Origin of the sequence: Actinosynnema sp. ALI-1.44, assembly GCF_001984155.1 — a bacterium.
Lineage (GTDB): Bacteria > Actinomycetota > Actinomycetes > Mycobacteriales > Pseudonocardiaceae > Kibdelosporangium.
Genome location: NZ_MTQO01000049.1, coordinates 101,023 through 121,176 on the forward strand (window position 1 = coordinate 101,023; position 20,154 = coordinate 121,176).

General features: G+C 68.0%; 19 protein-coding genes and 1 riboswitch. Of the genes, 10 read left to right on the forward strand and 9 right to left on the reverse strand.

Annotated elements, in window-relative coordinates:
- The first annotated feature begins 46 nt into the window (after positions 1-46).
- The 7 genes from glmU to pth all read left to right on the forward strand — a co-directional run bounded on the left by glmU (position 47) and on the right by pth (position 5,989).
- On the forward strand, positions 47-1,513 hold the full coding sequence (gene glmU / locus ALI144C_RS30440) for a bifunctional UDP-N-acetylglucosamine diphosphorylase/glucosamine-1-phosphate N-acetyltransferase GlmU (RefSeq protein ID WP_076990634.1): 1,467 nt from the start codon (positions 47-49) through the stop codon (positions 1,511-1,513).
- On the forward strand, positions 1,510-2,493 hold the full coding sequence (locus ALI144C_RS30445; protein ID WP_076990635.1) for a ribose-phosphate diphosphokinase: 984 nt from the start codon (positions 1,510-1,512) through the stop codon (positions 2,491-2,493). The genes glmU and ALI144C_RS30445 overlap by 4 nt, the downstream gene beginning before the upstream one ends.
- 256 nt (positions 2,494-2,749) lie before the next feature.
- Positions 2,750-3,286 (forward strand): hypothetical protein, encoded by a 537-nt coding sequence (locus tag ALI144C_RS30450; protein WP_076990636.1) that lies wholly within the window; start codon positions 2,750-2,752, stop codon positions 3,284-3,286.
- A gap of 11 nt (positions 3,287-3,297) precedes the next feature.
- Positions 3,298-3,975 carry an alpha/beta hydrolase gene (locus tag ALI144C_RS30455; protein ID WP_076990637.1) on the forward strand — a complete coding sequence of 226 codons (678 nt, stop codon included), beginning with the start codon at positions 3,298-3,300 and terminating at the stop codon, positions 3,973-3,975.
- Between the two features lie 49 nt (positions 3,976-4,024).
- Positions 4,025-4,567, forward strand: coding sequence for an LppA family lipoprotein (locus tag ALI144C_RS30460; protein WP_076990977.1), 543 nt, complete (start codon positions 4,025-4,027; stop codon positions 4,565-4,567).
- Positions 4,568-4,788: 221 nt separating this feature from the next.
- Entirely contained in the window at positions 4,789-5,400 is a 612-nt protein-coding gene (locus ALI144C_RS30465) for a 50S ribosomal protein L25/general stress protein Ctc (RefSeq protein ID WP_076990978.1), read from the forward strand.
- A 4-nt stretch (positions 5,401-5,404) separates the two neighbouring features.
- The gene (gene pth, locus ALI144C_RS30470) at positions 5,405-5,989 is read left to right on the forward strand and encodes an aminoacyl-tRNA hydrolase (RefSeq protein WP_076990638.1); all 585 of its coding nucleotides are present in this window, start codon (positions 5,405-5,407) and stop codon (positions 5,987-5,989) included.
- Between the two features lie 12 nt (positions 5,990-6,001).
- Here pth and ALI144C_RS30475 read toward each other — a convergent pair whose 3' ends face one another.
- The 8 genes from ALI144C_RS30475 to ALI144C_RS30510 form a co-directional block, all read right to left on the reverse strand.
- Positions 6,002-6,703: a molybdopterin-dependent oxidoreductase gene (locus tag ALI144C_RS30475; RefSeq protein WP_076990639.1), complete on the reverse strand. Its 702-nt coding sequence runs from the start codon at positions 6,701-6,703 to the stop codon at positions 6,002-6,004.
- 293 nt (positions 6,704-6,996) lie between these two features.
- Complete coding sequence (locus ALI144C_RS30480) at positions 6,997-8,664, reverse strand: fatty acyl-AMP ligase (protein ID WP_076990640.1); 1,668 nt, start codon at positions 8,662-8,664, stop codon at positions 6,997-6,999.
- A 48-nt stretch (positions 8,665-8,712) separates the two neighbouring features.
- Positions 8,713-10,476, reverse strand: coding sequence for an ABC-F family ATP-binding cassette domain-containing protein (locus ALI144C_RS30485; RefSeq protein WP_076990641.1), 1,764 nt, complete (start codon positions 10,474-10,476; stop codon positions 8,713-8,715).
- 60 nt (positions 10,477-10,536) lie between these two features.
- Positions 10,537-11,502 (reverse strand): 4-(cytidine 5'-diphospho)-2-C-methyl-D-erythritol kinase, encoded by a 966-nt coding sequence (locus ALI144C_RS30490; RefSeq protein ID WP_076990642.1) that lies wholly within the window; start codon positions 11,500-11,502, stop codon positions 10,537-10,539.
- Positions 11,503-11,570: 68 nt separating this feature from the next.
- Entirely contained in the window at positions 11,571-12,578 is a 1,008-nt protein-coding gene (locus tag ALI144C_RS30495; protein ID WP_076990643.1) for a methionine ABC transporter ATP-binding protein, read from the reverse strand.
- A 195-nt stretch (positions 12,579-12,773) separates the two neighbouring features.
- Positions 12,774-12,863: riboswitch (SAM riboswitch) on the reverse strand.
- A gap of 87 nt (positions 12,864-12,950) precedes the next feature.
- A complete protein-coding gene (rsmA, locus tag ALI144C_RS30500; RefSeq protein ID WP_076990644.1) occupies positions 12,951-13,793 on the reverse strand; it encodes a 16S rRNA (adenine(1518)-N(6)/adenine(1519)-N(6))-dimethyltransferase RsmA in 843 nt (280 codons plus the stop codon).
- 89 nt (positions 13,794-13,882) lie between these two features.
- Positions 13,883-15,367 carry a resuscitation-promoting factor gene (locus ALI144C_RS30505; RefSeq protein WP_083753526.1) on the reverse strand — a complete coding sequence of 495 codons (1,485 nt, stop codon included), beginning with the start codon at positions 15,365-15,367 and terminating at the stop codon, positions 13,883-13,885.
- A 331-nt stretch (positions 15,368-15,698) separates the two neighbouring features.
- Positions 15,699-16,559, reverse strand: a complete 861-nt coding sequence (locus ALI144C_RS30510; protein ID WP_076990645.1) for a TatD family hydrolase — start codon at positions 16,557-16,559, stop codon at positions 15,699-15,701.
- An 18-nt stretch (positions 16,560-16,577) separates the two neighbouring features.
- On the opposite strand from ALI144C_RS30510, the gene ALI144C_RS30515 reads away from it, so the two are divergent.
- From ALI144C_RS30515 to ALI144C_RS30525, 3 genes are all read left to right on the forward strand, one after another.
- Positions 16,578-17,189 (forward strand): PadR family transcriptional regulator, encoded by a 612-nt coding sequence (locus ALI144C_RS30515; RefSeq protein WP_076990646.1) that lies wholly within the window; start codon positions 16,578-16,580, stop codon positions 17,187-17,189.
- Between the two features lie 106 nt (positions 17,190-17,295).
- Positions 17,296-18,243, forward strand: a complete 948-nt coding sequence (locus tag ALI144C_RS30520) for an ATP-binding cassette domain-containing protein (RefSeq protein ID WP_076990647.1) — start codon at positions 17,296-17,298, stop codon at positions 18,241-18,243.
- On the forward strand, positions 18,236-18,961 hold the full coding sequence (locus ALI144C_RS30525; RefSeq protein WP_076990648.1) for an ABC transporter permease: 726 nt from the start codon (positions 18,236-18,238) through the stop codon (positions 18,959-18,961). Before ALI144C_RS30520 ends, ALI144C_RS30525 begins: the two co-directional genes overlap by 8 nt.
- A gap of 49 nt (positions 18,962-19,010) precedes the next feature.
- On the opposite strand, the gene rsgA is transcribed toward ALI144C_RS30525, so the two are convergent.
- Positions 19,011-20,054 (reverse strand): ribosome small subunit-dependent GTPase A, encoded by a 1,044-nt coding sequence (gene rsgA / locus ALI144C_RS30530; protein ID WP_076990649.1) that lies wholly within the window; start codon positions 20,052-20,054, stop codon positions 19,011-19,013.
- Positions 20,055-20,154: the final 100 nt, after the last annotated feature.

Here is a 20,154-nt window from a genome sequence, read left to right on the forward strand (position 1 = left end):
ATCGTTACCTGGTGTTATCCGTACGGATTCCGCAGGGAGATCGCTGATGCCCCAGGGTGGGAACGCCCAGCTCAGCACCGTTGTACTCGCCGCAGGCGAAGGCACTCGGATGCGTTCGTCGACCCCGAAGGTGCTGCACCCGATCGCGGGCCGACCGCTGGTCGAGCACGCCGTGCGCGCGGTCGCCGGGCTCGAACCGGAGCATCTGGTCGTCGTCGTCGGCCATGGCCGGGAGGCGGTGACCGAGCATCTCGAAGGCCTCACCACCGCGCTGGACCGCAAGGTGACCACGGCGGTGCAAGCTGAGCAGAAAGGCACCGGACACGCGGTGTCGTGCGGCTTGTCCGAATTGCCGCCCTCGTTGAGCGGCACAGTGATCGTGACCTATGGCGACGTGCCGTTGCTTGAGACCGAAACGCTTTCGGCGTTGCTGGCCGAGCACACCTCGTCCGGCAACGCGGTGACGGTGCTGACGGCGGTCGTCGGCGACCCGACCGGCTACGGCCGGATCGTGCGCGACGCGGACGGCGGCGTGACCGCGATCGTCGAGCACAAGGACGCGGACGAGAACCAGCTGGAGATCGCCGAGATCAACTCGGGCATCTACGCGTTCGACGCCGAAGTGCTCAGCGACGGCCTGTCCCGGCTGCGGACGGACAACGCGCAGGGCGAGCTGTACCTGACCGACGTGCTGAGCATCGCGCGTGGCGACGGCCGCCGGGTCGGTGCGTTGGTGTGCGTCGATTCCTGGCAGGTCGAGGGCGTGAACGACCGCGTCCAACTGGCCCGGCTGGGCGCCGAGCTCAACCACAGGTTGCTGGAAAGCTGGATGCGTGAAGGTGTGTCGGTCATCGATACCGGCAGCGTCTGGCTGGACGCCGGGGTGACGCTCGCCAGGGACGTGCTGATCGAGCCGAACGTCCAACTGCGCGGTTCGACCAGTGTCGGCGAGGGCGCCACCATTGGTCCCGACACGACGCTGACCAACGTGACCGTGGCCGAGGGGGCGAAAGTCATCCGTACTCACGGCTCGGACTCGGTCATCGGCACGGGCGCGTCCGTCGGTCCCTTCGCCTACCTGCGACCGGGCACAGCGCTCGGCGACAAGGGCAAGATCGGCACGTTCGTCGAGGTCAAGAACTCCCAGATCGGGACGGGAACCAAGATCCCGCACCTGTCGTACATCGGTGACGCGACCATCGGCGAGTACAGCAACGTCGGTGCGGCGAGCGTCACCGTGAACTACGACGGTGTGAGCAAGCATCGCACCACGATCGGCTCACACGCCCGCACCGGCTGCGACAACATGTTCGTGGCTCCGGTGACGGTCGGCGACGGCGCCTACAGCGGCGCCGGCACCGTGATCCGGCGGGACGTGCCACCGGGTGCGCTCGCAGTTTCCGGCGGTCCGCAGCGCAACCTCGAGAACTGGGTGGTCAACCGCCGCCCGGGCACCGCGGCGGCGCAAGCGGCATTGGCCGCACAAGAAAAAGTCGAGGAGCAGCAGCCATGAACGCCAAATCCGGGACACCGAAGAAGCACCTGATGCTCTTCTCCGGCCGTGCTCACCCGGAGCTGGCCGAGGAAGTGGCACGGGAGCTGAAGGTGGAGATCACGCCGCAGGCGGCGTACGACTTCGCCAACGGCGAGATCTTCGTGCGGTTCAACGAATCGGTGCGGGGCACGGACGCGTTCGTGATCCAGTCGCACACGAGTCCGATCAACCAGTGGATCATGGAGCAGCTGCTGATGGTGGACGCGCTCAAGCGCGCGTCGGCCAAGCGGATCACCGTGATCATGCCGTTCTACGGCTACGCGAGGCAGGACAAGAAGCACAAGGGCCGCGAGCCGATCTCGGCCAGGCTGATCGCGGACATGTTCAAGACGGCGGGCGCGGACCGGATCATGACGGTCGACCTGCACACCGCGCAGATCCAGGGTTTCTTCGACGGACCGGTTGACCACCTGTTCGCGCAGTCGCTGCTGGCCGAGCACGTCTCCAAGACCTACGGGGACTCGGCGGACATCACGGTGGTCTCGCCGGACTCGGGCCGTGTGCGCCTGGCGGAGAAGTGGGCGACGCAGCTGGGTGACCGCCCGATCGCGTTCATCCACAAGACCCGCGACCCGCTCAAGCCGAACGAAGCGGTGGCCAACCGCGTGGTCGGTGAGGTGTCCGGCCGACTGTGCGTGCTGGTCGACGACATGATCGATACCGGCGGCACCATCGTGAAGGCCTGCGAGGCCCTCATCGAAGCTGGCGCGTCAGACGTGGTCATCGCGGCGACGCACGGCATCCTGTCGGACCCGGCGTCGGAGCGGCTGGCCCACTGCAAGGCGCGTGAGGTCATCTTCACCAACACGCTGCCGATCCCCGACGAGAAGCGGTTCCCTGGCTTGACCGTGTTGTCGATCGCGCCGCTGCTGGCCCGCGCGATCCAGGAGGTCTTCGAGGACGGCTCGGTGACGAGCCTCTTCGACGGCAACGCCTGACACTTCTACGCCGAACATGAGGGCCACCGTCCAACTGGACAGTGGCCCTCGTGCGTATGACTACTCAAGTTGGGGGTTCTCGGGTTCCGAGCCGGTCCCGGTTGCGTCAGAGTGTGACCAACCGACTACCGGGGAGGAAGATCGGGATGAGTACCTAGGCGGTGGTGATCGACGCGCTGAGACGGTCGTCGAAAGCCGCCAACGACCTGAGCACCCAGCTGCGAGCCGTCGACCTCGACGCACCAGTCTCGAAGCGGTGATCCGCCGAGCGAACGCGATCGACGAAGACCTGACCACGGTCGTCAACCGCGCGAGAACAAGCCAAACTCTCGACGGCGACGCACATGGCCTGACCAGCGCGGCCCAGGCAGGGACGGCTCGTGGTGGCCTGTCGGTCTCAGGGCCGCCGCAGGGCGGCTCACCGTTCGACAACGCAGGCTGGTGGGACGCGCTGTCTGACATGGAGAAGCAGCGGATCATCAAGGAGCACCCGGACTGGATCGGCAACCTCGACGGCGTGCCCGCCGCCGCGCGAGACGCCGCCAACCGCGCGAGACTGCCTGGTGAGAGGACCGCGCTCGAACGCCAACTCGCTGAAGTGGAAGCGAAGTCGCGCGAGGCCAGGGAGCGCGGCGGCGAGTTCGCGGAACTCAGGGAAATGGTGTGGCGTGCGGAACTGAACAAGATCCGAGCCAAACTGGAATCCATCGAAGAACTGGAAAGAATCCTGCGCATGGGTGATCGACAGCTGTTGCTGTGGATATGTCAGGCGAGCGCGCCAAAGCAGCGGTAGGAATCGGAGACATGGACACTGCCGACCATGTCGCGGTCTGCACCCCAGGCATGAATTCTACTGTCAACGGCAACCTACGAGACTATGTCAGCGATATGGACGAACTGCGCACCAGTACTACCCGGGAGCTCAACAAGACCGGCGACGGCACTGTCGCGGCAGTCGCATGGCTGGGATACGAGCCCCCGAACACTTCCGGCGAAGTTCTGGAAGCAGGCAGCGAAAAACGGGCCCGCGACGGCGCGAACCGGCTGGCTCCATTTCTGAACGGCATCGATGCGATGCGGGAGAAGGACGCACACCTGACCGCCCTCGGCCACTCCTACGGCTCACTCACCACCGGACTGGCACTTCAGCAGAAGACCGGAGTGGACGACGCGGTCGTGTTCGGTTCACCTGGCATCGGAACGAGCGATCCGGGAAAGATCCAGGTCGCGGGTGGCCACCTCTACAACCTTGAGGCAGACGGAGACCTCGTCGCCGACCTCGGCGATCCTCTCGCCCATGGCGCCGACCCCAGTTCATTGCGCATCCCGCAGTTGTCCACCCACGAAGCCGTCACGCCGGACGGCCGAAATCTCAAGGCATCGGAAGGGCACAGCCAGTACACCTGGAAAGACACGACGAGCCAGTACAACATAAGCGTCATCGTCGGGGGTATGAACGATCGTGTCATTCATGCGCGGTAATCGGGCGCAATTGCGACTCATGGGGTCCGCCATCGCGGCCATTGCCATCATGGCGAGCGGCTGCACTACCGAACCAACTGCGGAGGGCAAGGAGAAAGCCTTGGAGAGCCAGTTCGCCGAACTGCTGAAGCGGCCGGACATCGAGTCGGCGGCGAAACGACACGAGGAAATACTCACAAAGATCCGAGACAAGCTGGTGGCAGCGGGTTTCACGGCCGCCTGGCGGGAAGCTGAGGACAGTTCGAGTGTCAGTGGCTGCCAAAGCGGCTTTTCGGACACGTGGTCGGAGATCGACAGCGACACGGCGGAGATCCGAGCGCTCGCGCAGTGGATCTCGTCGGGGAACCTGCCGGATGGCAAGTGGGAACAAGCCGTCAAGGTCGTCGAGGAGGTCGCACGGGAACACGGCTTCGACGGCCCCGCGGTGGTGGTCGACCGGCCGGGCGACCACGAGGTCTCCTTCAAGGACGGCTACGGCGCCCATCTCCAGTTCGGCACGGTGCAGAACACCGTCCTCAGCCTCACCACGGGCTGTCACCTGACGGTGGCCGCGCACCAGCGGGGAACGCCGACATCGAAGCGCACCTACTGACCTCCGTGACCCGGCCGAAACGCCAAGTGGTGCCCGGATTTCGGACCCCCGGTGATGCCGGGATGAAGCTGACGTAAACTATCCGGGTTGTCTCGGCGAGGCTGGGCCCGTTCAGGACCTGGCGTGATCGACGCGGCTGGTTGGGTAGCCGTGTGTCTTCGCGCCTGCCTCCGCCGCGGTGACGACCCCATTAGCCTTTTGTGTTGAAGGAGAGCATCACCGTGTCCGAGGTCCGTCTTGCCGCCGAGTCGCGTACTGAATTCGGCAAGGGCGCCGCACGCCGTACCCGCCGCGCCGGCAAGATCCCCGCGGTGCTCTACGGCCACGGTTCCGACCCGAAGCACCTGGCTTTGCCGGCGCTCGAGTTCGCCCGTGTAGTCCGTGAGCACGGTCAGAACGCCGTCCTGACGCTGGACGTGGACTCCAAGTCCGAGCTGGCGCTGACCAAGACCGTCACCACCCACCCGATCAAGAACTACATCGAGCACGTCGACCTGCTGCTCGTCCAGCGCGGCGAGAAGGTCAGCGTCGAGGTGCCGATCGTGCTGACCGGCGACCCCGCCGCCTCCACCCTGGTCACCCAGGAGGTGACCGTGATCACCGTCGAGGTCGAGGCGCTGCACATCCCCGAGCAGTTCGAGCTGTCGATCGAGGGCGCCGAGGCGGGCACCCAGTTCACCGCGGCCGACATCAAGCTCCCGCAGGGCGCGACCCTCGCCACCGACCCCGAGGCGCTCGTCGTCGCTGTCAACCCGGCACCGACCGCGCAGCAGCTCGAGGGCGACTCCGGCGAGGCGGTGGCCGACGAGGCCGCCACCGACGAAGAGGCCTGATCCCGTGAGCGAGGGGCCGGGGACCGTGGTCGTGGTCGGCCTCGGCAACCCCGGCCCTCGCTATGCGGCCAACCGGCACAACGTCGGCGCGATGGTGCTCGACGAGCTGGGCGACCGCGTCGGTGGGAAGTTCAAGGCCCACAAGGGCTTGGCCGACGTCCTCGAAGGGCGGCTCGGCACGAGGCGCGCGGTGCTGATGAAGCCGCGCTCCTTCATGAACGTCTCGGGCGGGCCCGTGTCGGGCGTCGCCAAGTTCTTCAAAGTCGAGCCAGCCGACATCGTCGTCATCTACGACGAGCTCGACCTGCCGTTCGGCACGGTCCGCCTCAAGCTCGGCGGCGGCGAGAACGGCCACAACGGCCTGCGGTCCATCTCCAAGTCCCTCGGGACCAAGGACTACCACCGCATCCGGGTCGGCATCGGCCGCCCGCCCGGCCGGATGGACCCGGCCGACTTCGTCCTCAAGGACTTCTCGGTGATCGAGCGCAAAGAGCTGCCGTTCGTCTTCGACCGTGCCGCCGACGCCACCGAAGCACTCGTCAACAACGGCCTGGAAGCCGCGCAGAACGCTTTCCACGCGTTGAGCTAGCCCACTCTTCTTTTACCGCGGGGGCCGGCGTCGCGTGTGCCGGTCGCGAGCGCCCAGCGCACAGAGCATCCGGATCGGGCGGATCAGGACCCGGTAGAAGGGCCGGACCACTCGTCCCGGCAGCAGGCCGTGCCGCTCCTCTTCCCAGACCCTGGCCCTGGGGTGGCTCCTGATCAGGACACCTTCGGTGATGGCCGGGGCGCGGGTCAGAACCTCGACGTGGCAGAGGTGTTTGACGTTGAGGTAGCCGTACTGGCTGGGGCTGACCAGGCGGACCGGGGCACCGTGGTCGCTGTCGAGCGGGCGACCGTTGAGGTTCTGGGCGATGAGCACGTCGTCGGCCAGGATGTCCTCGATCGTCACCGCGGCCTCATATCCGTCGAGGCCCCGGCACTTGATGTGGGTGACCGATGTTCCTGGCGACAGCGCCGGTTTGACCACAGCGCGGTAGAACGTCTCGAACGAAACACCCTCCCAGCGCAGGTCAGTCGCCGACCAGCCGGCGACGCAGTGGAAGTCGGCTGTGATCTCCTTGCGTGGCAGGGACGACAGCGCGGTGAGCGGCAGGTCGAGGTCTTCGGCGACCACCCCGCGTACCGCGATCACCGGATCGGCCGGAACGGGCGGCGCAGGCCGGGAAAGGTGCGTACCGAACCGGGGGAATCCCTCGACCCTGCTTTGCCCCGGGGGAAGCTTTCTGGTGCTGTGCCCCATTGGTCAACCCTTTCGCCTGGCGCGAGATGGGCCGTCCGGCGTCTCTCCCGACGGTGCCCAGTGGATCGATGTGATCACCACCGGACCACCATCTCCTCAGCCGCCCGGCACGAGATCACCCACGGGAGGGAAACCCCTCGTCCCCAGGAGTGGTGTTGCCGGATTTCGGATAGCGCACGCGGCAGACGCTAGGTTTTCTGGTGACTACACCGAATTCAAGCCTGCTGTGTGATCGCACAGTGAATGGGTCTTTCGCTGTGCGATCACACAGTGGGGTCTGACTCGGTAGGGACCTACTTGCTCTCGGTCTTGCGGATGCTCTCCGCGAGCTGCTCCCCGGCCGCGGCGCGGCGGAGCTTGCCGGACGGGGTCTTGGGCAGCGACCCCGGCGACAGCACCAGCACGGCCACCGGGCGCGCCTCCACTGCCTCGAAGACCCGGCTGGCGACTTCCTTGCGCAGCCTCGCTTCCTCAGCCGCGTCACCGGCCAGTTTGGACTCGACGACGACGGCGAACCGTTCACGCCTGCTGCCCGCGTCCAGCCGGACCGCGACCGCGTTGCCCGCGCGAACGCCGTCCACGCCCGTCGCGGCGCGTTCGATGTCCGTCGGGTAGATGTTGCGGCCGCCGAGGATGATCACGTCCTTCTCACGGCCGCACACCACGATCTCGCCGTCGATCAGGTAGCCGATGTCCCCTGTGGACATCCAGCCGTCCTCGCCCTGGATCACCCTCGGGCCGTCGACCGTCAGGTAGCCCGGCGTCACCGACGAGCCGCGCAGCTGGATCTCGCCGACCTCGCGGTCGCCGCGGACCTCGCCGTCGTCGGTGAGCACGCGTGCCTCGATGCCCGGCAACGGCTTGCCCAGCACGGCGAACGACCGGACTTCCGCGCTCGGCTCCACCGGCACCGCGCGGCGCTCGACCTCCAGCTCGTGAGGATCGATGTAGTCCAGCGTCAAACCGGTGAACAGCGGCGCGAAGGACACCGCCAACGTGCACTCAGCCATGCCGTACGCGGGGAACACGCATTCCCACGGCATCTTGAACCGCGCGCCCGCGTCGGTGAAGGTCTTCACCGCGGTCGCGTCGATCGGTTCGGCACCGTTGAGCGCCAGGCGCAACGTCGACAGGTCGTAGGCGCCGTCCTCGGCGTTGCCCATCCGCTTGCCGACCATGGCGTACGCGAAGTTCGGCGCGGCCGTGATCGTCGCGCGGTAGCGGCTGATCAGGTCCATCCACAGCAGCGGCGCGCGCAGGAAATCCGGGGGCGTGACCTTCACCAGGTCGATGCCCAGCACCATCGGCGTGGTCAGGAAGCCGACCATCCCCATGTCGTGGAACAGCGGGAGCCACGACACCATCGTGTCGTTCTCCCAGTCCAGCGCGGCCCTCTCGGCCATCGCCCCGATGTTGGCCATCAGGTTGCCGTGCGTGATCCGGACCGCCTTCGGGTCGGCCGTCGACCCGCTTGTCAGCTGCAGCAAGGCGTGCACGTCCTCGCCGACGTGCACCGGGTCGGTCAGCGGCTGACCGTCGACCAGGTCCGTCAACAGCCGGTACGGGATGTTGTGCTCGGTCAGCACCGGCGCGAGCTGGTCGAAAGGCGCGCCGAGCAGCACCAGCTTGGAATCGATCATGGTGAGCACGCGCAACGTGTCCTCGGCCCACACCGCGAGGTCCGTGCGCGGCGTCGGCTGGTGCAGCATCGTCACGCTGCCGCCGGACAGCCACACGGCCTGGATCGCCGGGGCGATCAGCACCGGGTCGGCAGCGAGCACCGCGACCGCGCTCTGCGGCCCGAGACCGCCTTCCACCAGTGCGCCCGCCATCTTGCGGGCCTCATGGTGCACCTGCTCCCACGTCCGGCGAACGGGATCCCCGGGCTCACCCGTGACGATCCCCTTGACCTTGCCGCGGGTGGCGGCGTTGCCCAGCAGGGCGTCCACGAACCGACTCATAAGGCGCACTCTAAAGGGTCACCGTTGGTCGATACTGACAAACTGTCGCTACTCCGCGCTGTCCGCGATCTCCATCCAGCGCTCCTCGACCTCGTTCTTCTCCTTGATCAGGTCCCTGAGCTGCGCGTCAAGGTCCAGCAGCCGGTCGGGGTCGGTCGCCGCCTCGGCGAGGGCGGTGTGCAACTGCGCCTCGCGCTTGCTGAGTTTGTCCAGCGCGCGCTCCAGGCGTGCGAGCTCCTTGCCCGCGGCACGCTGGTCGGCGGCACTGGATTTCGGCTTCGGCTCCTTGCTGGGCGCGGGCAGCGGTTCGGCCATCGCGGCCCGTCGGGTCAGGTACTCGTCGATCCCGCCGGGCAGGTGCTTCGCACGGCCGTCGCCGAACAGCGCGTACACCTCATCGCAGACGCGTTCGACCAGGTAACGGTCGTGCGAGACGACCACGAGCGTGCCGGGCCACGAGTCGAGCAGGTCCTCCAGCTGCTGCAACGTGTCGATGTCCAGGTCGTTCGTCGGCTCGTCCAGCAGCAGCACGTTCGGCTCGGCCATCAACAACCGCGACAGCTGCAACCGGCGCCGCTCACCACCCGACAGATCCGAGACGGGCGTCCACTGCCGGTTGGCAGGGAACCCGAACTTCTCCGCCAACTGCGACGCCGACAACTCCTGTTTGCCCAGCGTGACCCGGCGGGCGATCTCCTCGATCGCCTCAAGCACCCTCAGGTCACCGGGGAGGTCGGCGAGTTCCTGGCTGAGGTACGCCAGGTGGACGGTCTGGCCCTGGATCCGCTTGCCCGTCTCCGGCTGCGACTCGCCGGCGAGCAGCCGCAACAACGTCGTCTTGCCGGAGCCGTTCACGCCGACGAGGCCGATCCGGTCACCGGGCCCGATCCGCCAGGTCACGTGATCGAGCAGCTGACGGCCGGGGACGCTGAGGCTCGCGTCCTCGAGCTCGACGACGGTCTTGCCGAGCCTGCGCTTGGCGAACGCCGTCAGCTCGACGGTGTCCCGCGGCGGCGGCACGTTCGCGATCAGCGCCTCGGCCGCGTCGATGCGGTAGCGCGGCTTGGACGTCCTCGCCGGGGCGCCGCGCCGCAGCCACGCCAGTTCCTTCGCGGCGAGGTTGCGACGCTTCTCCTCCAGGGTGTCGGCCAACCGCGCACGCTCGGCGCGCGCGAACACCCAGTCCGCGTAGCCGCCTTCGTACTGCTCGACACGCCCGTTCTGCACCTCCCAGGTGCGGGAACAGACCGTGTCGAGGAACCAGCGGTCGTGCGTGACGACGACCAACGCGGTGCGCCTGGCCAGCAGGTGGTCCGCCAGCCACCGCACGCCCTCGATGTCCAGGTGGTTGGTCGGCTCGTCCAGGATCACCAGGTCGAGCTCCTGGACCAACGCCGCCGCCAACGCGACCCGCCGCCGTTCACCACCGGACATCCGATCCAGCGGGGCGTCCAGGCCCAGCGCGGAGATCCCGATGCCGTCGAGCACCGCGCGGACCTTCGCGTCCGCGGCCCACTCGTGATCGGCGCTGAACCCCAGCGGATCCAGCACGGCGTTGCGCACCGTCCCACCCGGCGGCAGGTCCGTGCGCTGGGTGACCACGGCCATCCGCAGATCACGCGCACGACTGACACGTCCGGTGTCCGGGGGCTCGATGCCCGCCAGTACTTCCAGCAGCGTCGTCTTGCCGCCGCCGTTCAGTCCGACGACCCCGATCCGGTCGCCCTCACCGACGCCCAGTGAGACCGCATCGAGCAACGGCCGAACCCCGTAGGACTTGCTGACCGACTCCAGGTTGACCAGGTTGGCCATGTACCCGCGCTTCCCTCGTGGCTGTATCTCCCAACCAGGGTATTAGGCTCGCCGCCCCTGTCAGGCGTGCACCTCTGGCGGCGCCGGGCGCGGGGCCTCATCGCCCCCGATCACGCGTGCGCCCGGGACAGGTCCGTGCGCCACTCGGACGGTCCGGCACACGCCCGCCCCGGCGAGCTCGGCCGCCACACGCAGCGCGGACTCACCGTCGGAACAGAGAAACGCACACGTCGGGCCGGAGCCGGAGACGGTTCCGGCCAGCGCGCCCGCGTTGACGCCCGCGCGCAACGTGCGCCGCAGGCCGGGACGCAGCGAGATCGCCGCGGACTGCAGGTCGTTGCCCAGCAGCAATGCCAACTGGCGCGGATCCCCGGACGCCAGCGCCTCCAGCACCGGTTCGACCGCGCCGATGCGAGGGGGATCGCCTTCGCCACGCAGCCGGTCGAGCTCCTCGAACACCTTCGGCGTCGACAGGCCACGCCGGTCGAACGCGATCACCCAGTGGAACGTGTGCCTGGTCAGCACCGGGATCAGCTGCTCACCGCGGCCCGTGCCCAGCGCGGTACCGCCCGCGAGCACGAAAGGGACGTCACTGCCGACCTTCGCGGCCACAGTGGAGAGTTCGTCCCTGCCGATCTCCAGCCGCCACAGCGCGGCGAGACCGACCAGCGTCGCGGCCGCGTCGGCGCTCCCGCCGGCCATGCCACCGGCCACCGGGATGCCCTTGCGGATCACCACCCGGATCTTCGGCTCGGTGTGGTCCTTGCCGACGTGCTCGGCCAGCGCCTGCACCGCGCGCCACGCCAGGTTGCTCGGGCCGGTCGGCACCTCGTCGGCGCCCTCCCCGAGCACCTCCACACCGGGATCGTCGGTCACGGCGACCGTCACCTCGTCGGTCAACGAGAGCGCCTGGAACACCGTGTTGAGCTCGTGGTAGCCGTCCGGTCGCACGTCGCCGACGGCGAGGTGCAGGTTGACCTTCGACGGCACACGTACGGTCACAGGTGGAGGAACGACAGCGAGCACAAGTGCAGCCTACGTGTCCGAGTACTCGCCGTCGTCCAGATGTCCTTCCGGACCCCTGTACACCTCGCCTACGCGGCCACCACGCCCTGCGGACCGGCCAGCGGCTGGTGCACGATGCCGCCGCGGTCGCCGATCCACGCCAACGCGCTGTCGGAGCGTTCGCCGCGCAGTCCGATCCGGAACCGGGCGACCGGCGTCTCACCGAGCCGCGTCAACCCGCCGCCGAGCACCGACACCTGCACACCGAACCGGGACGCGGCCTCCGGCAACAACGCGCCGACAGCGGCGAAACCGATCAGCACGATGTCGGCGATGCGGTCCTGCCCGACCGACGCCGTCGCGTCGATGACCGGAAGAAGTTCCTTCACCGCACGGCTTTCCGGGTCGTGCAGCAACTCGAACAGGTTGCCGTTCTCCACCAGCCTGCCTGCGTCGAGCAACGCGATGTCGTCGCAGATCCGGCGCACCACACTGGAATCCTGCGTCGCGACCACCAGCGTCACACCGAGTTCCGCGCGCGCCCGGTCCAGCACGGCGAGCACACCGGCGGCGCCGTCGGCGTCCAGGTTCGCGGTCGGGTCGTCGGCCAGCAGCAGACCGGGCTCGCCGACGAGCGCACGGGCCACGGCGACGCGGCGGCGCTGTCCGTCGGTCAGGTCGTCCGGATACGCGGCCGCCTTGTCGGTCAATCCGATCAGGTCGAGCAGCCTGCCGACCCGCGCCCTGCGCTGCGGGCCCTCCACACCGGACTGCTCAAGCGGGAGCGCGATGTTGCCCGCGGCGGTGCGCTGCCGGAAAAGCTGGGATTCCCCCGACACGACACCGATCTGACGCCGGGTGGCGCGCAGGGTGCGGGTGTCGAGGGTCGCCGTGTTCAACCCGTCGAGCCGGACGACACCCGCGTCGGGGCGTTCCTGCAACGAGATGCACCGGGCCAAAGTGGACTTGCCGGACCCCTGCGGCCCGACGACACCGAGCGCCGCACCCGCGGCGACCTCGAGCGAAACGCCGTCGAGCGCGACGACGTTGCCGGTTCGGCTCCAGAACGACTTGCTGACATTCTCTACGGTGATCACAGTTACTCCAGCGCAGCACACGGCGCGACCGCGGTGACGGCCGTCCGACGTCCTTCATGAACCGTCCTGATAGGACGGAGGCGTGTTCGGGTGTGAATTGAGGAGATCAGAGCGTGTGGCTACGACATGCGGTGACTGTCCGCCTGCCCTGATCTATCACCCGGCGCTGTGTGAGCATTTTCGCGACCACGGAATCCTCCATCGGTCCTGGCGGTAGCACCTGCCCATGGTGGGTGGTTGCTGCGGCGTCAGGGAGCCAGGTCTCTCGGCCGCTCGGGATGGATGCACTTGCATTGAAACCGACCGGGCCGCGTGTGCGCAAGTCCTGGGCCATACATCACACCGACGGACCAGCGGCCGTGGCCCGGGGTTTCACAGATGGTGGTCGGCCGCTTCCAGAATGCGAGAGAAATCCCCCACCGTGAGCTGCTCGCCACGCACACCTGGATCGATTCCGGCGACGACGAGGATCTCCGCGGCCCTCGTGGGTGATCCTGCCCACGTCCCGAGCGCGGCCCGCAGCGTCTTGCGGCGCTGTGCGAAGGCCGCGTCGACGAGTTTGAAAAGCCGCTCGCGGTCCACATCGGCGGGCGGTGGGCGGCGGATCATCCGCACGAGCGCGGAGTCCACGTTCGGCACCGGCCAGAACACCGACCTCGACACCGTCGCGGCCCGCCTGGCCTCGGCGTACCAGGCGACCTTCACGCTCGGCACGCCGTAGACACGGCTGCCGGGGCCCGCGGCCATCCGGTCGGCGACCTCGGCCTGAACCATCACCAGGCCCGACCGCAGGCTCGGCAGAATGGCCAGCAGGTGCAGCACGACCGGCACGGCCACGTTGTACGGCAGATTGGCCACGAGCGCTGTCGGCTCGCCGATCTGCTCCTGCGTCACGCGCATCGCGTCCGCCTCGACCACCCGCAGCCGACCCTCCGGAGCACGCTCAGCGGCCGTCTCGGGCAGCTTGCGGGCCAGCACGGGGTCGATCTCCACGGCGACGACCTCACGGCACGCGGGCAACAGCGCGAGCGTCAGCGAGCCAAGCCCCGGCCCGACCTCCAGCACCACGTCGTCGGCGCCGAGTTCCGCGGTCGTGACGATCCGCCGGACCGTGTTGGGGTCGTGCACGAAGTTCTGGCCCAGCTTCTTGGTGGGCCGCACATCCAGCTCACCGGCCAGCCGCCGAACCTCGGCGGGGCCAAGGAGCGATGTCACCGCACAAGCCTACTAACACCCCTGAAAACACTCGTGAGTGGTTGCGCGGGTGAGAACCCGCATAACCACTCACGAGGGTGTTCCGGTGCTTAGCGGGGCAGTCCCAGCTTCTTGGCGCAACCGGGCCAGGCGCTGTAGCCGCCGCGGGCGTCGCGGAGCTTGGTCGCGATCGCGATCTGCTGCTCGCGGGTGGCCTGGTGAGGCAGTGGGGCGTACGCCGTGCCGCCGTAGGCCCGCCACGTGCTGGCGTTGAACTGCACACCGCCGTAGTAGCTGTTGCCGGTGTTGATCGCCCAGTTTCCGCCGGACTCGCACTGGGCGAGGCGGTCCCAGACCTCGCCGTCGGAGATCGGCGGGTTCGGTGCCTTCTTCGCGCCGACCTTCACGACCTTCTTGACGGCTTCCTTGGTGACCTGCTCGCCGATCTTCTCGCGCTTGGTCTCCTGGCCGTTCTTCATGGTGATGCGCCAGGTGACCATCTTCTCGCCAGGGGCACCGGCCTCGACGACCTGCTGGGTGCCCTTGTCCATGGTCTCGTCTTTGATCTCTTCGACCGGCGGCGGGATGGACTCCGCCTTGTTGACCACGGTGACACCGTTGCGGGTGATCGTGATCTGGGCGCCGTCGGTGATCTTGACGTCGGCCGCCATGTTCACCGCGTCCTCGGCACCCAGCGACGTCTGCATCTCCTTGAGCAGCTCGTCCACCGTGACCGCGGTGGTCTGGACCTGCTTGGGCGCGTTGGCGCCGTCGAAGACGGTGACGTTCTTGACGGTCTGGATGCTGACCGACATGCCCTCGGCCGGGATCGCCGAGTTCAGGTCGCCGGAGATCTTGCCGCTCATCGGCGCGCCGACCTGGCGGAGGCCGTCGCCGAGCGTCTTGACGCCGCGGACCCACTTCTCCTGGGCCTGGCCGTCGACGCTGTACTTCAGCAGCTTGCCGCGCTGGACGACGATCTTGCCGCCGTCGCCGACGGCCGCGCTGGGCGCCGGGCTCATCGTGTCGTGCTCGCCGGTGGTGATGCCCTCGTCCTCGAGCACCTCGCCGACGGTGCTGGAGTACGTGCGGACGTTGTGCTCGACACCGTCGATGTCGACCGTCACGGACTTGTTCATCGCGATCGCGGCGGCACCGCCACCTGTCAGCGAGAACAGCACCGCGGCGATCGCGCTGCGCAGGAAGGTCCGCTTCCACTTCTTGACCGCGGTGACCAGGCCGGATTCGGCGGTCTGGGTCTGGGGCTGCGGGGCCGCGAGGGTGCGGTCGCCGGACAGGTCGTCCGGGACGTCCAGGATCGGCGGCAGCATCGTGGTCTCGGCGTTGATGAGCCGGATCAGCTCGTCGACGTCGACGTCGACGGAAGCCATCAGCTCATCGGCCTGGGGACCGAGCGCCGCGTAGATGTCCTGCGGGACCACATCGAGCGAGTCCGAGTACTCGGGGAACTCGCCGTGCCACTGGTCCTCGGCGGGGTCCAGCGTGGCGGTGGCGGTTGACGGCCTGGCGACCGGGGTAAACCAGTCGGTGTCGACGTCGAAACCGGTTCTCTGCTGATGTTCGCTGTCAGTCAAGGGTCGTTCCTCCGGGAGGGCGCAGCCGACACAGGTGGCGCGCAGTTGCTTGAACTGGTCGAGCGACTACGTGCCTGGCTGGTCCTCCGAGTACGTCCGCGGCGCGGGTTCGCGCCTCGCGTTGTCAGTCCGACTCCCTTAGCCACCACCGACGCTGCTTCCGGGAATAGTCCCGGCCCCGACGTGCGTTGGCCTTGACTGCGGGCTGTACCCGGTTTGACGCCCACTGGGTACGGTCACGGGACCGTAACGGGTCCCGGGAGGTTGCGCAAACACCCCCAGACATCTTGTGACTTGTGCCACAGCCCGGAAGACGCAGCAACTAGGCCGATCAGGTGAGGCCGCCACGGCTCGAATCGTGGGATGTCACGGATGGCAACCGGAAAAACCGCTCCGCGGTGTCCCGGACGGCGGCAGCCAGGTCACCCACATCCTCACCACGGAGTTCGGCCAGGTCCCGAAGGGTGTAGACGGCGCAGTAGGGCTCATTCGGGCGGCCACGGAACGGGTGCGGCGTCAGGAACGGCGCGTCGGTCTCGACAAGCAGCTGATCACGGGGAACGATCCGCGCGGCCGCCCTGAGCGCCTTGGCGTTGCGGAAGGTCACCGCACCGGCGAACGACAGCACGAAGCCCGCGTCGACGCACTTTCGAGCGAACTCCTCGTCGCCGGAGAAGCAGTGGAAGACCACTCGTTCGGGCGCGCCTTCCTCATGCAGGATGCGCATGATGTCGTCGTGCGCGTCGCGGTCGTGGATCATCAGCGGCTTGCCGACCCGTTTGGCCAGGTCGATGTGCCACCGGAAGGCCTCGTGCTGCGCGGCGGGCGGCGAGTAGTCCCAGTAGTAGTCCAGCCCGGTCTCGCCGATCGCGACGACCCGAGGCCGCGTCGCCAACCCCTCGAGGACCGCCTTGTCCTCGTCGGTGAACGTGGCGGTCCGCGTCGGGTGCACAGCTGTGGCGGCGAACACACGGTCGTCCCACTCGGCCGCGTCGGCGGCCCACACCGCGGCGGCGAGGTCGTCGGCGACCGTGATGACACGACCGATCCCGACCGACTCGGCGCGGTCAACCACTGTGGACACGTCGGCGGCATCCTTGGCACCGCACGCGTCCAAGTGCGTGTGCGCGTCGACCGTCGACACCGGCAACGGCTCGGGCAGCGGCGGCCGCTCACCTTTTCGTGGGGTCACTGCGCATAGCCTAGTGACGTGTCAGCGACGCGATTGCTCGTGCTGGGCGTGGTCCGTATGCGCGGTGAGGCCCACGGCTACCAGGTGCGCCAGGACCTGCAACTGTGGGCGGCCGACAGGTGGGCGAACGTCAAACCCGGCTCGATCTACCACGCGCTGCGCAAGCTCGCGGCCGACGACCTGCTCCAGGAAGTGGCGACGCAGGACAGCGACATCGGCCCGGAGCGGGTCGTGTACCGGATCACCGAGCACGGCGAAGGCGAGTTCTTCTTCCTGCTGCACAAGGCGATCAGCGACACCGAGACCGGGCCCGCGATGTTCAACGCGGCGCTGCCGTTCATCACGACGCTCGATCGTGGCAACCTGATCTTCCTGCTGCGCAACCGCATCCAGCAGACCGCCGCGGCCGCCGGGCAGACCCGTCTGCTGCTCAACCAGAGCATCGCACCGATGGAGGGCGGCCAGGGCAAACCAGCCCACGTCCGCGAGATGTTCACGTACTGGCTGGTCACCGTGGAAGCGGAGCTGACCTGGCTGAAAGACTTCGTGACCAGGCTCGAAGCGGGCGAGTACGCGCTCGCCGACGACGGCGCGGACGCGTTCGGCAACCCACCCGCCCAGCCCTCCTAGCGACACCTCCCCACACACACCAGCTAGTCAAGTTTGACTAGCTGCTCGATCACTGCCACACTCCCGCTAGTCAAACTTGACTAGCTACAACAGAGGGAGGACTCCCGTGATCAAGGCACGCGGTCTCGCGCGCCAGTTCCGGACCCGCGGCCACACGGTCGACGCGGTCCAGGGCGTCGACATCGACGTCGAACCCGGTGAGCTGGTCGGCTTTCTCGGGCCCAACGGCGCGGGCAAGAGCACGACCCTGCGCATGCTCACCACGCTCCTCCGGCCCACCGCGGGCGAAGCCGTTGTCGCGGGCCGCGATCTGCTGGCCGACCCGGCCGGGGTACGCGAGCGGATCGGTTACGTCGCACAGGGCCACGGTGCCGGGACCGAGCAGAAAGTCTTCCAGGAAGCCGAATCCCAGGCCCGCTTCTACGGCCTGTCCCCCGCGGACGCCCGGCGCCGCACCGGCGAACTGTTCGCCCGGTTCGAACTCGACGAGGTCGCCGACCGCCTCGCGGGCAGGCTGTCCGGTGGGCAGCAACGCCGTCTCGACATCGTGATGGGCATCCTGCACGAACCGAAGCTGCTGTTCCTCGACGAGCCGTCCACCGGGCTCGACCCGCAGAGCCGCAGCAACCTGTGGGAGCACATCCGCGCGTTGGGCCGGTCCGGCACCACGATCTTCCTGACCACGCACTACCTCGACGAGGCCGACGCGCTCTGCGACCGGATCCTGGTGATCGACCACGGCAAGATCGTCGCCGAGGGGTCACCGGACGCGTTGAAGAGCCAGGTTTCCGGCGACCTCGTCCAGTTCGAGACCGACACGCCCGCTGTCGCCGCCGAGATCGCGGCGAAGATCGAAGGCGCGCAGGAACTCCGGACCGACGGCAACACCGTGCGTTTCCGCGTCCCCCGTGGCGACACACAACTCCCGGGACTGCTCCGCGCGCTGGACCACGCCGACGTCAGCCTGATGTCCGTACAGGTCCACCGACCCACGCTCGACGACGTTTTCCTGACCATGACAGGCCGTTCACTGCGGGAGGAGTCCTATGCGTGACACCTGGCTCGTACTCCAGCGCACCGCGCGACCGACCCTGCGCAACCCGGTCGTCATCGTCTTCGGCCTCATGCAGCCGTTGCTGTTCCTGCTGCTGTTCGGACCACTGCTCGGCGGATCCGGTTCGTGGCAGTGGTTCGTGCCCGGCCTGATCATCCAGATGGGACTCTTCGGGACCGCGTACGCCGGTTTCGGGCTGATCCCGGAGATCCGGTCCGGTGCGCTGGAGCGGATGCGCGTCACCCCGGTCAGCAGGGTGGCGCTGCTGACCGGGCGCGTGCTGCACGACGTGGTGATGCTGATCGTCCAGTGTGTACTGCTGCTGGCCGTCTCCACGGCGTTCGGGTTCCGCGCGTCGATCGGACACGTCCTGGCCGGGCTCGTGTTCGCGGTTCTCATCGGCGTCTCGGTCGGCTCGGTCTCGTACACGCTGGCGCTGAAACTCAAGCACGAGTACGCGTTCGCACCCGTGCTCAGTTCGACCGTGATGCCGTTGATGCTGCTGTCCGGTGTGCTGCTGCCGATGAACCAAGGTCCGCACTGGCTGTACGTGCTCTCGCGGATCAACCCGTTCAGCCACGTCGCCGACGGCGTCCGCGCGGTGATCGCCGGGAACTTCGGGTCCAGTTCGGTGCTGACAGGCGGCATCGCCGCCGTCGCGTTGGCCGCGATCGGCCTGGTGTGGGGCACGCGGTCGTTCGTCCGCGCCAACGCCTGATTCGGGCGCCTTCCCCATCGTCACCGTCACGGGGAAGGCGCCCAGGCGATCAGGGGCGGTGCCGTCCGGACCGGCGCATCTCCTTGTGGATCACCTTCCAACGGCGGCCGCGCTCCTGCCGCAGGCGCGCGTCCGTCCGGCTGGCGACCCACTCGGCCTCGCGGTTGAGCTTGAACCAGCTGTCGAGCCTGCGCTGGGGCAGCTCACCGGACTCGATCGCCTCCAGCACAGCGCAATCCGGCTCGCCGGTGTGCCCGCAGTCGTCGAACCGGCACTGCCCGGCCAACTCCTCGATGTCGGTGAAGACCGCTTCGAGGCCTTCGCCGCCGTCGCCCGACAGCGACACCCGCCGGATCCCCGGCGTGTCGATGATCAGGCCACCGCGTGGGAGCACGAGCAATTCGCGGTGCACGGTGGTGTGCCGCCCGCGGCCGTCGGACGCGCGGACCTGTTGCGTCTCCATCACATCCACCCCGGCCAACGCGTTGACCAAGGTGGACTTGCCGGCACCGGACGGGCCGACGAGCACAGCCGTACGACCGACTCCCAGGTAGGACGCCACGATGTCGACGCCGTCGCCGGTCACCGAGCACACCGGGTGGACGTCGACGCCAGGCGCCGCGCCCATGACAGCCGAGACGATCTCGCCGATGCGCTCGCCGACGAGATCGGACTTGGTGAGCAGCACGACAGGCGTCGCACCGCTTTCCCACGCCAGCGCGAGCAGACGCTCGATCCGGCCGAGGTTCGGGTCTCCCCTGCGCCCCTCGATGGACGACGGTTCGACGACGAAGATGACATCCACATTGGACGCCAAGGTCTGGCTGAGCGAATCCTCGGCCACACCGCCGCGCACGAGCGCGGTCCGGCGGGGCAGCACCGTGACGATGGTGCCGTCGTGCACCGCGACCCAGTCGCCGACACAGGGCAACGTGATCCGGGACGAGAACTCGATGTGTCGTTCCTGGCCATCGACGATGACCACCGCACCGCTGGAGTGGACGCGGGCGATCTTGCCGGGGACCGATCCGGCGGGCAGTTCGGCGGCGAAAGTGTCGTCCCAGCCGAGCGTGGTCAGGTCAAACGAGGTCAACGCGGGTAAACCCTTCGAGAGAGGTGACGGGAAGCAGACGTGCGGCATCGACAAAGACAGCCACGGCTACACACCTCCCTTTCTCTCGAAGTAGGACCAC

Excerpts from the sequence above, each read along its gene's own strand:
- glmU (WP_076990634.1), top strand. The coding sequence starts at position 47 with ATGCCCCAGGGTGGGAACGCCCAGCTCAGCACCGTTGTACTCGCCGCA.
- ALI144C_RS30445 (WP_076990635.1), top strand. The coding sequence starts at position 1,510 with ATGAACGCCAAATCCGGGACACCGAAGAAGCACCTGATGCTCTTCTCC.
- ALI144C_RS30455 (WP_076990637.1), top strand. The coding sequence starts at position 3,298 with ATGGACACTGCCGACCATGTCGCGGTCTGCACCCCAGGCATGAATTCT.
- ALI144C_RS30460 (WP_076990977.1), top strand. The coding sequence starts at position 4,025 with ATGGCGAGCGGCTGCACTACCGAACCAACTGCGGAGGGCAAGGAGAAA.
- ALI144C_RS30475 (WP_076990639.1), bottom strand. The coding sequence starts at position 6,703 with ATGGGGCACAGCACCAGAAAGCTTCCCCCGGGGCAAAGCAGGGTCGAG.
- ALI144C_RS30480 (WP_076990640.1), bottom strand. The coding sequence starts at position 8,664 with ATGAGTCGGTTCGTGGACGCCCTGCTGGGCAACGCCGCCACCCGCGGC.
- ALI144C_RS30485 (WP_076990641.1), bottom strand. The coding sequence starts at position 10,476 with ATGGCCAACCTGGTCAACCTGGAGTCGGTCAGCAAGTCCTACGGGGTT.
- ALI144C_RS30525 (WP_076990648.1), top strand. The coding sequence starts at position 18,236 with ATGCGTGACACCTGGCTCGTACTCCAGCGCACCGCGCGACCGACCCTG.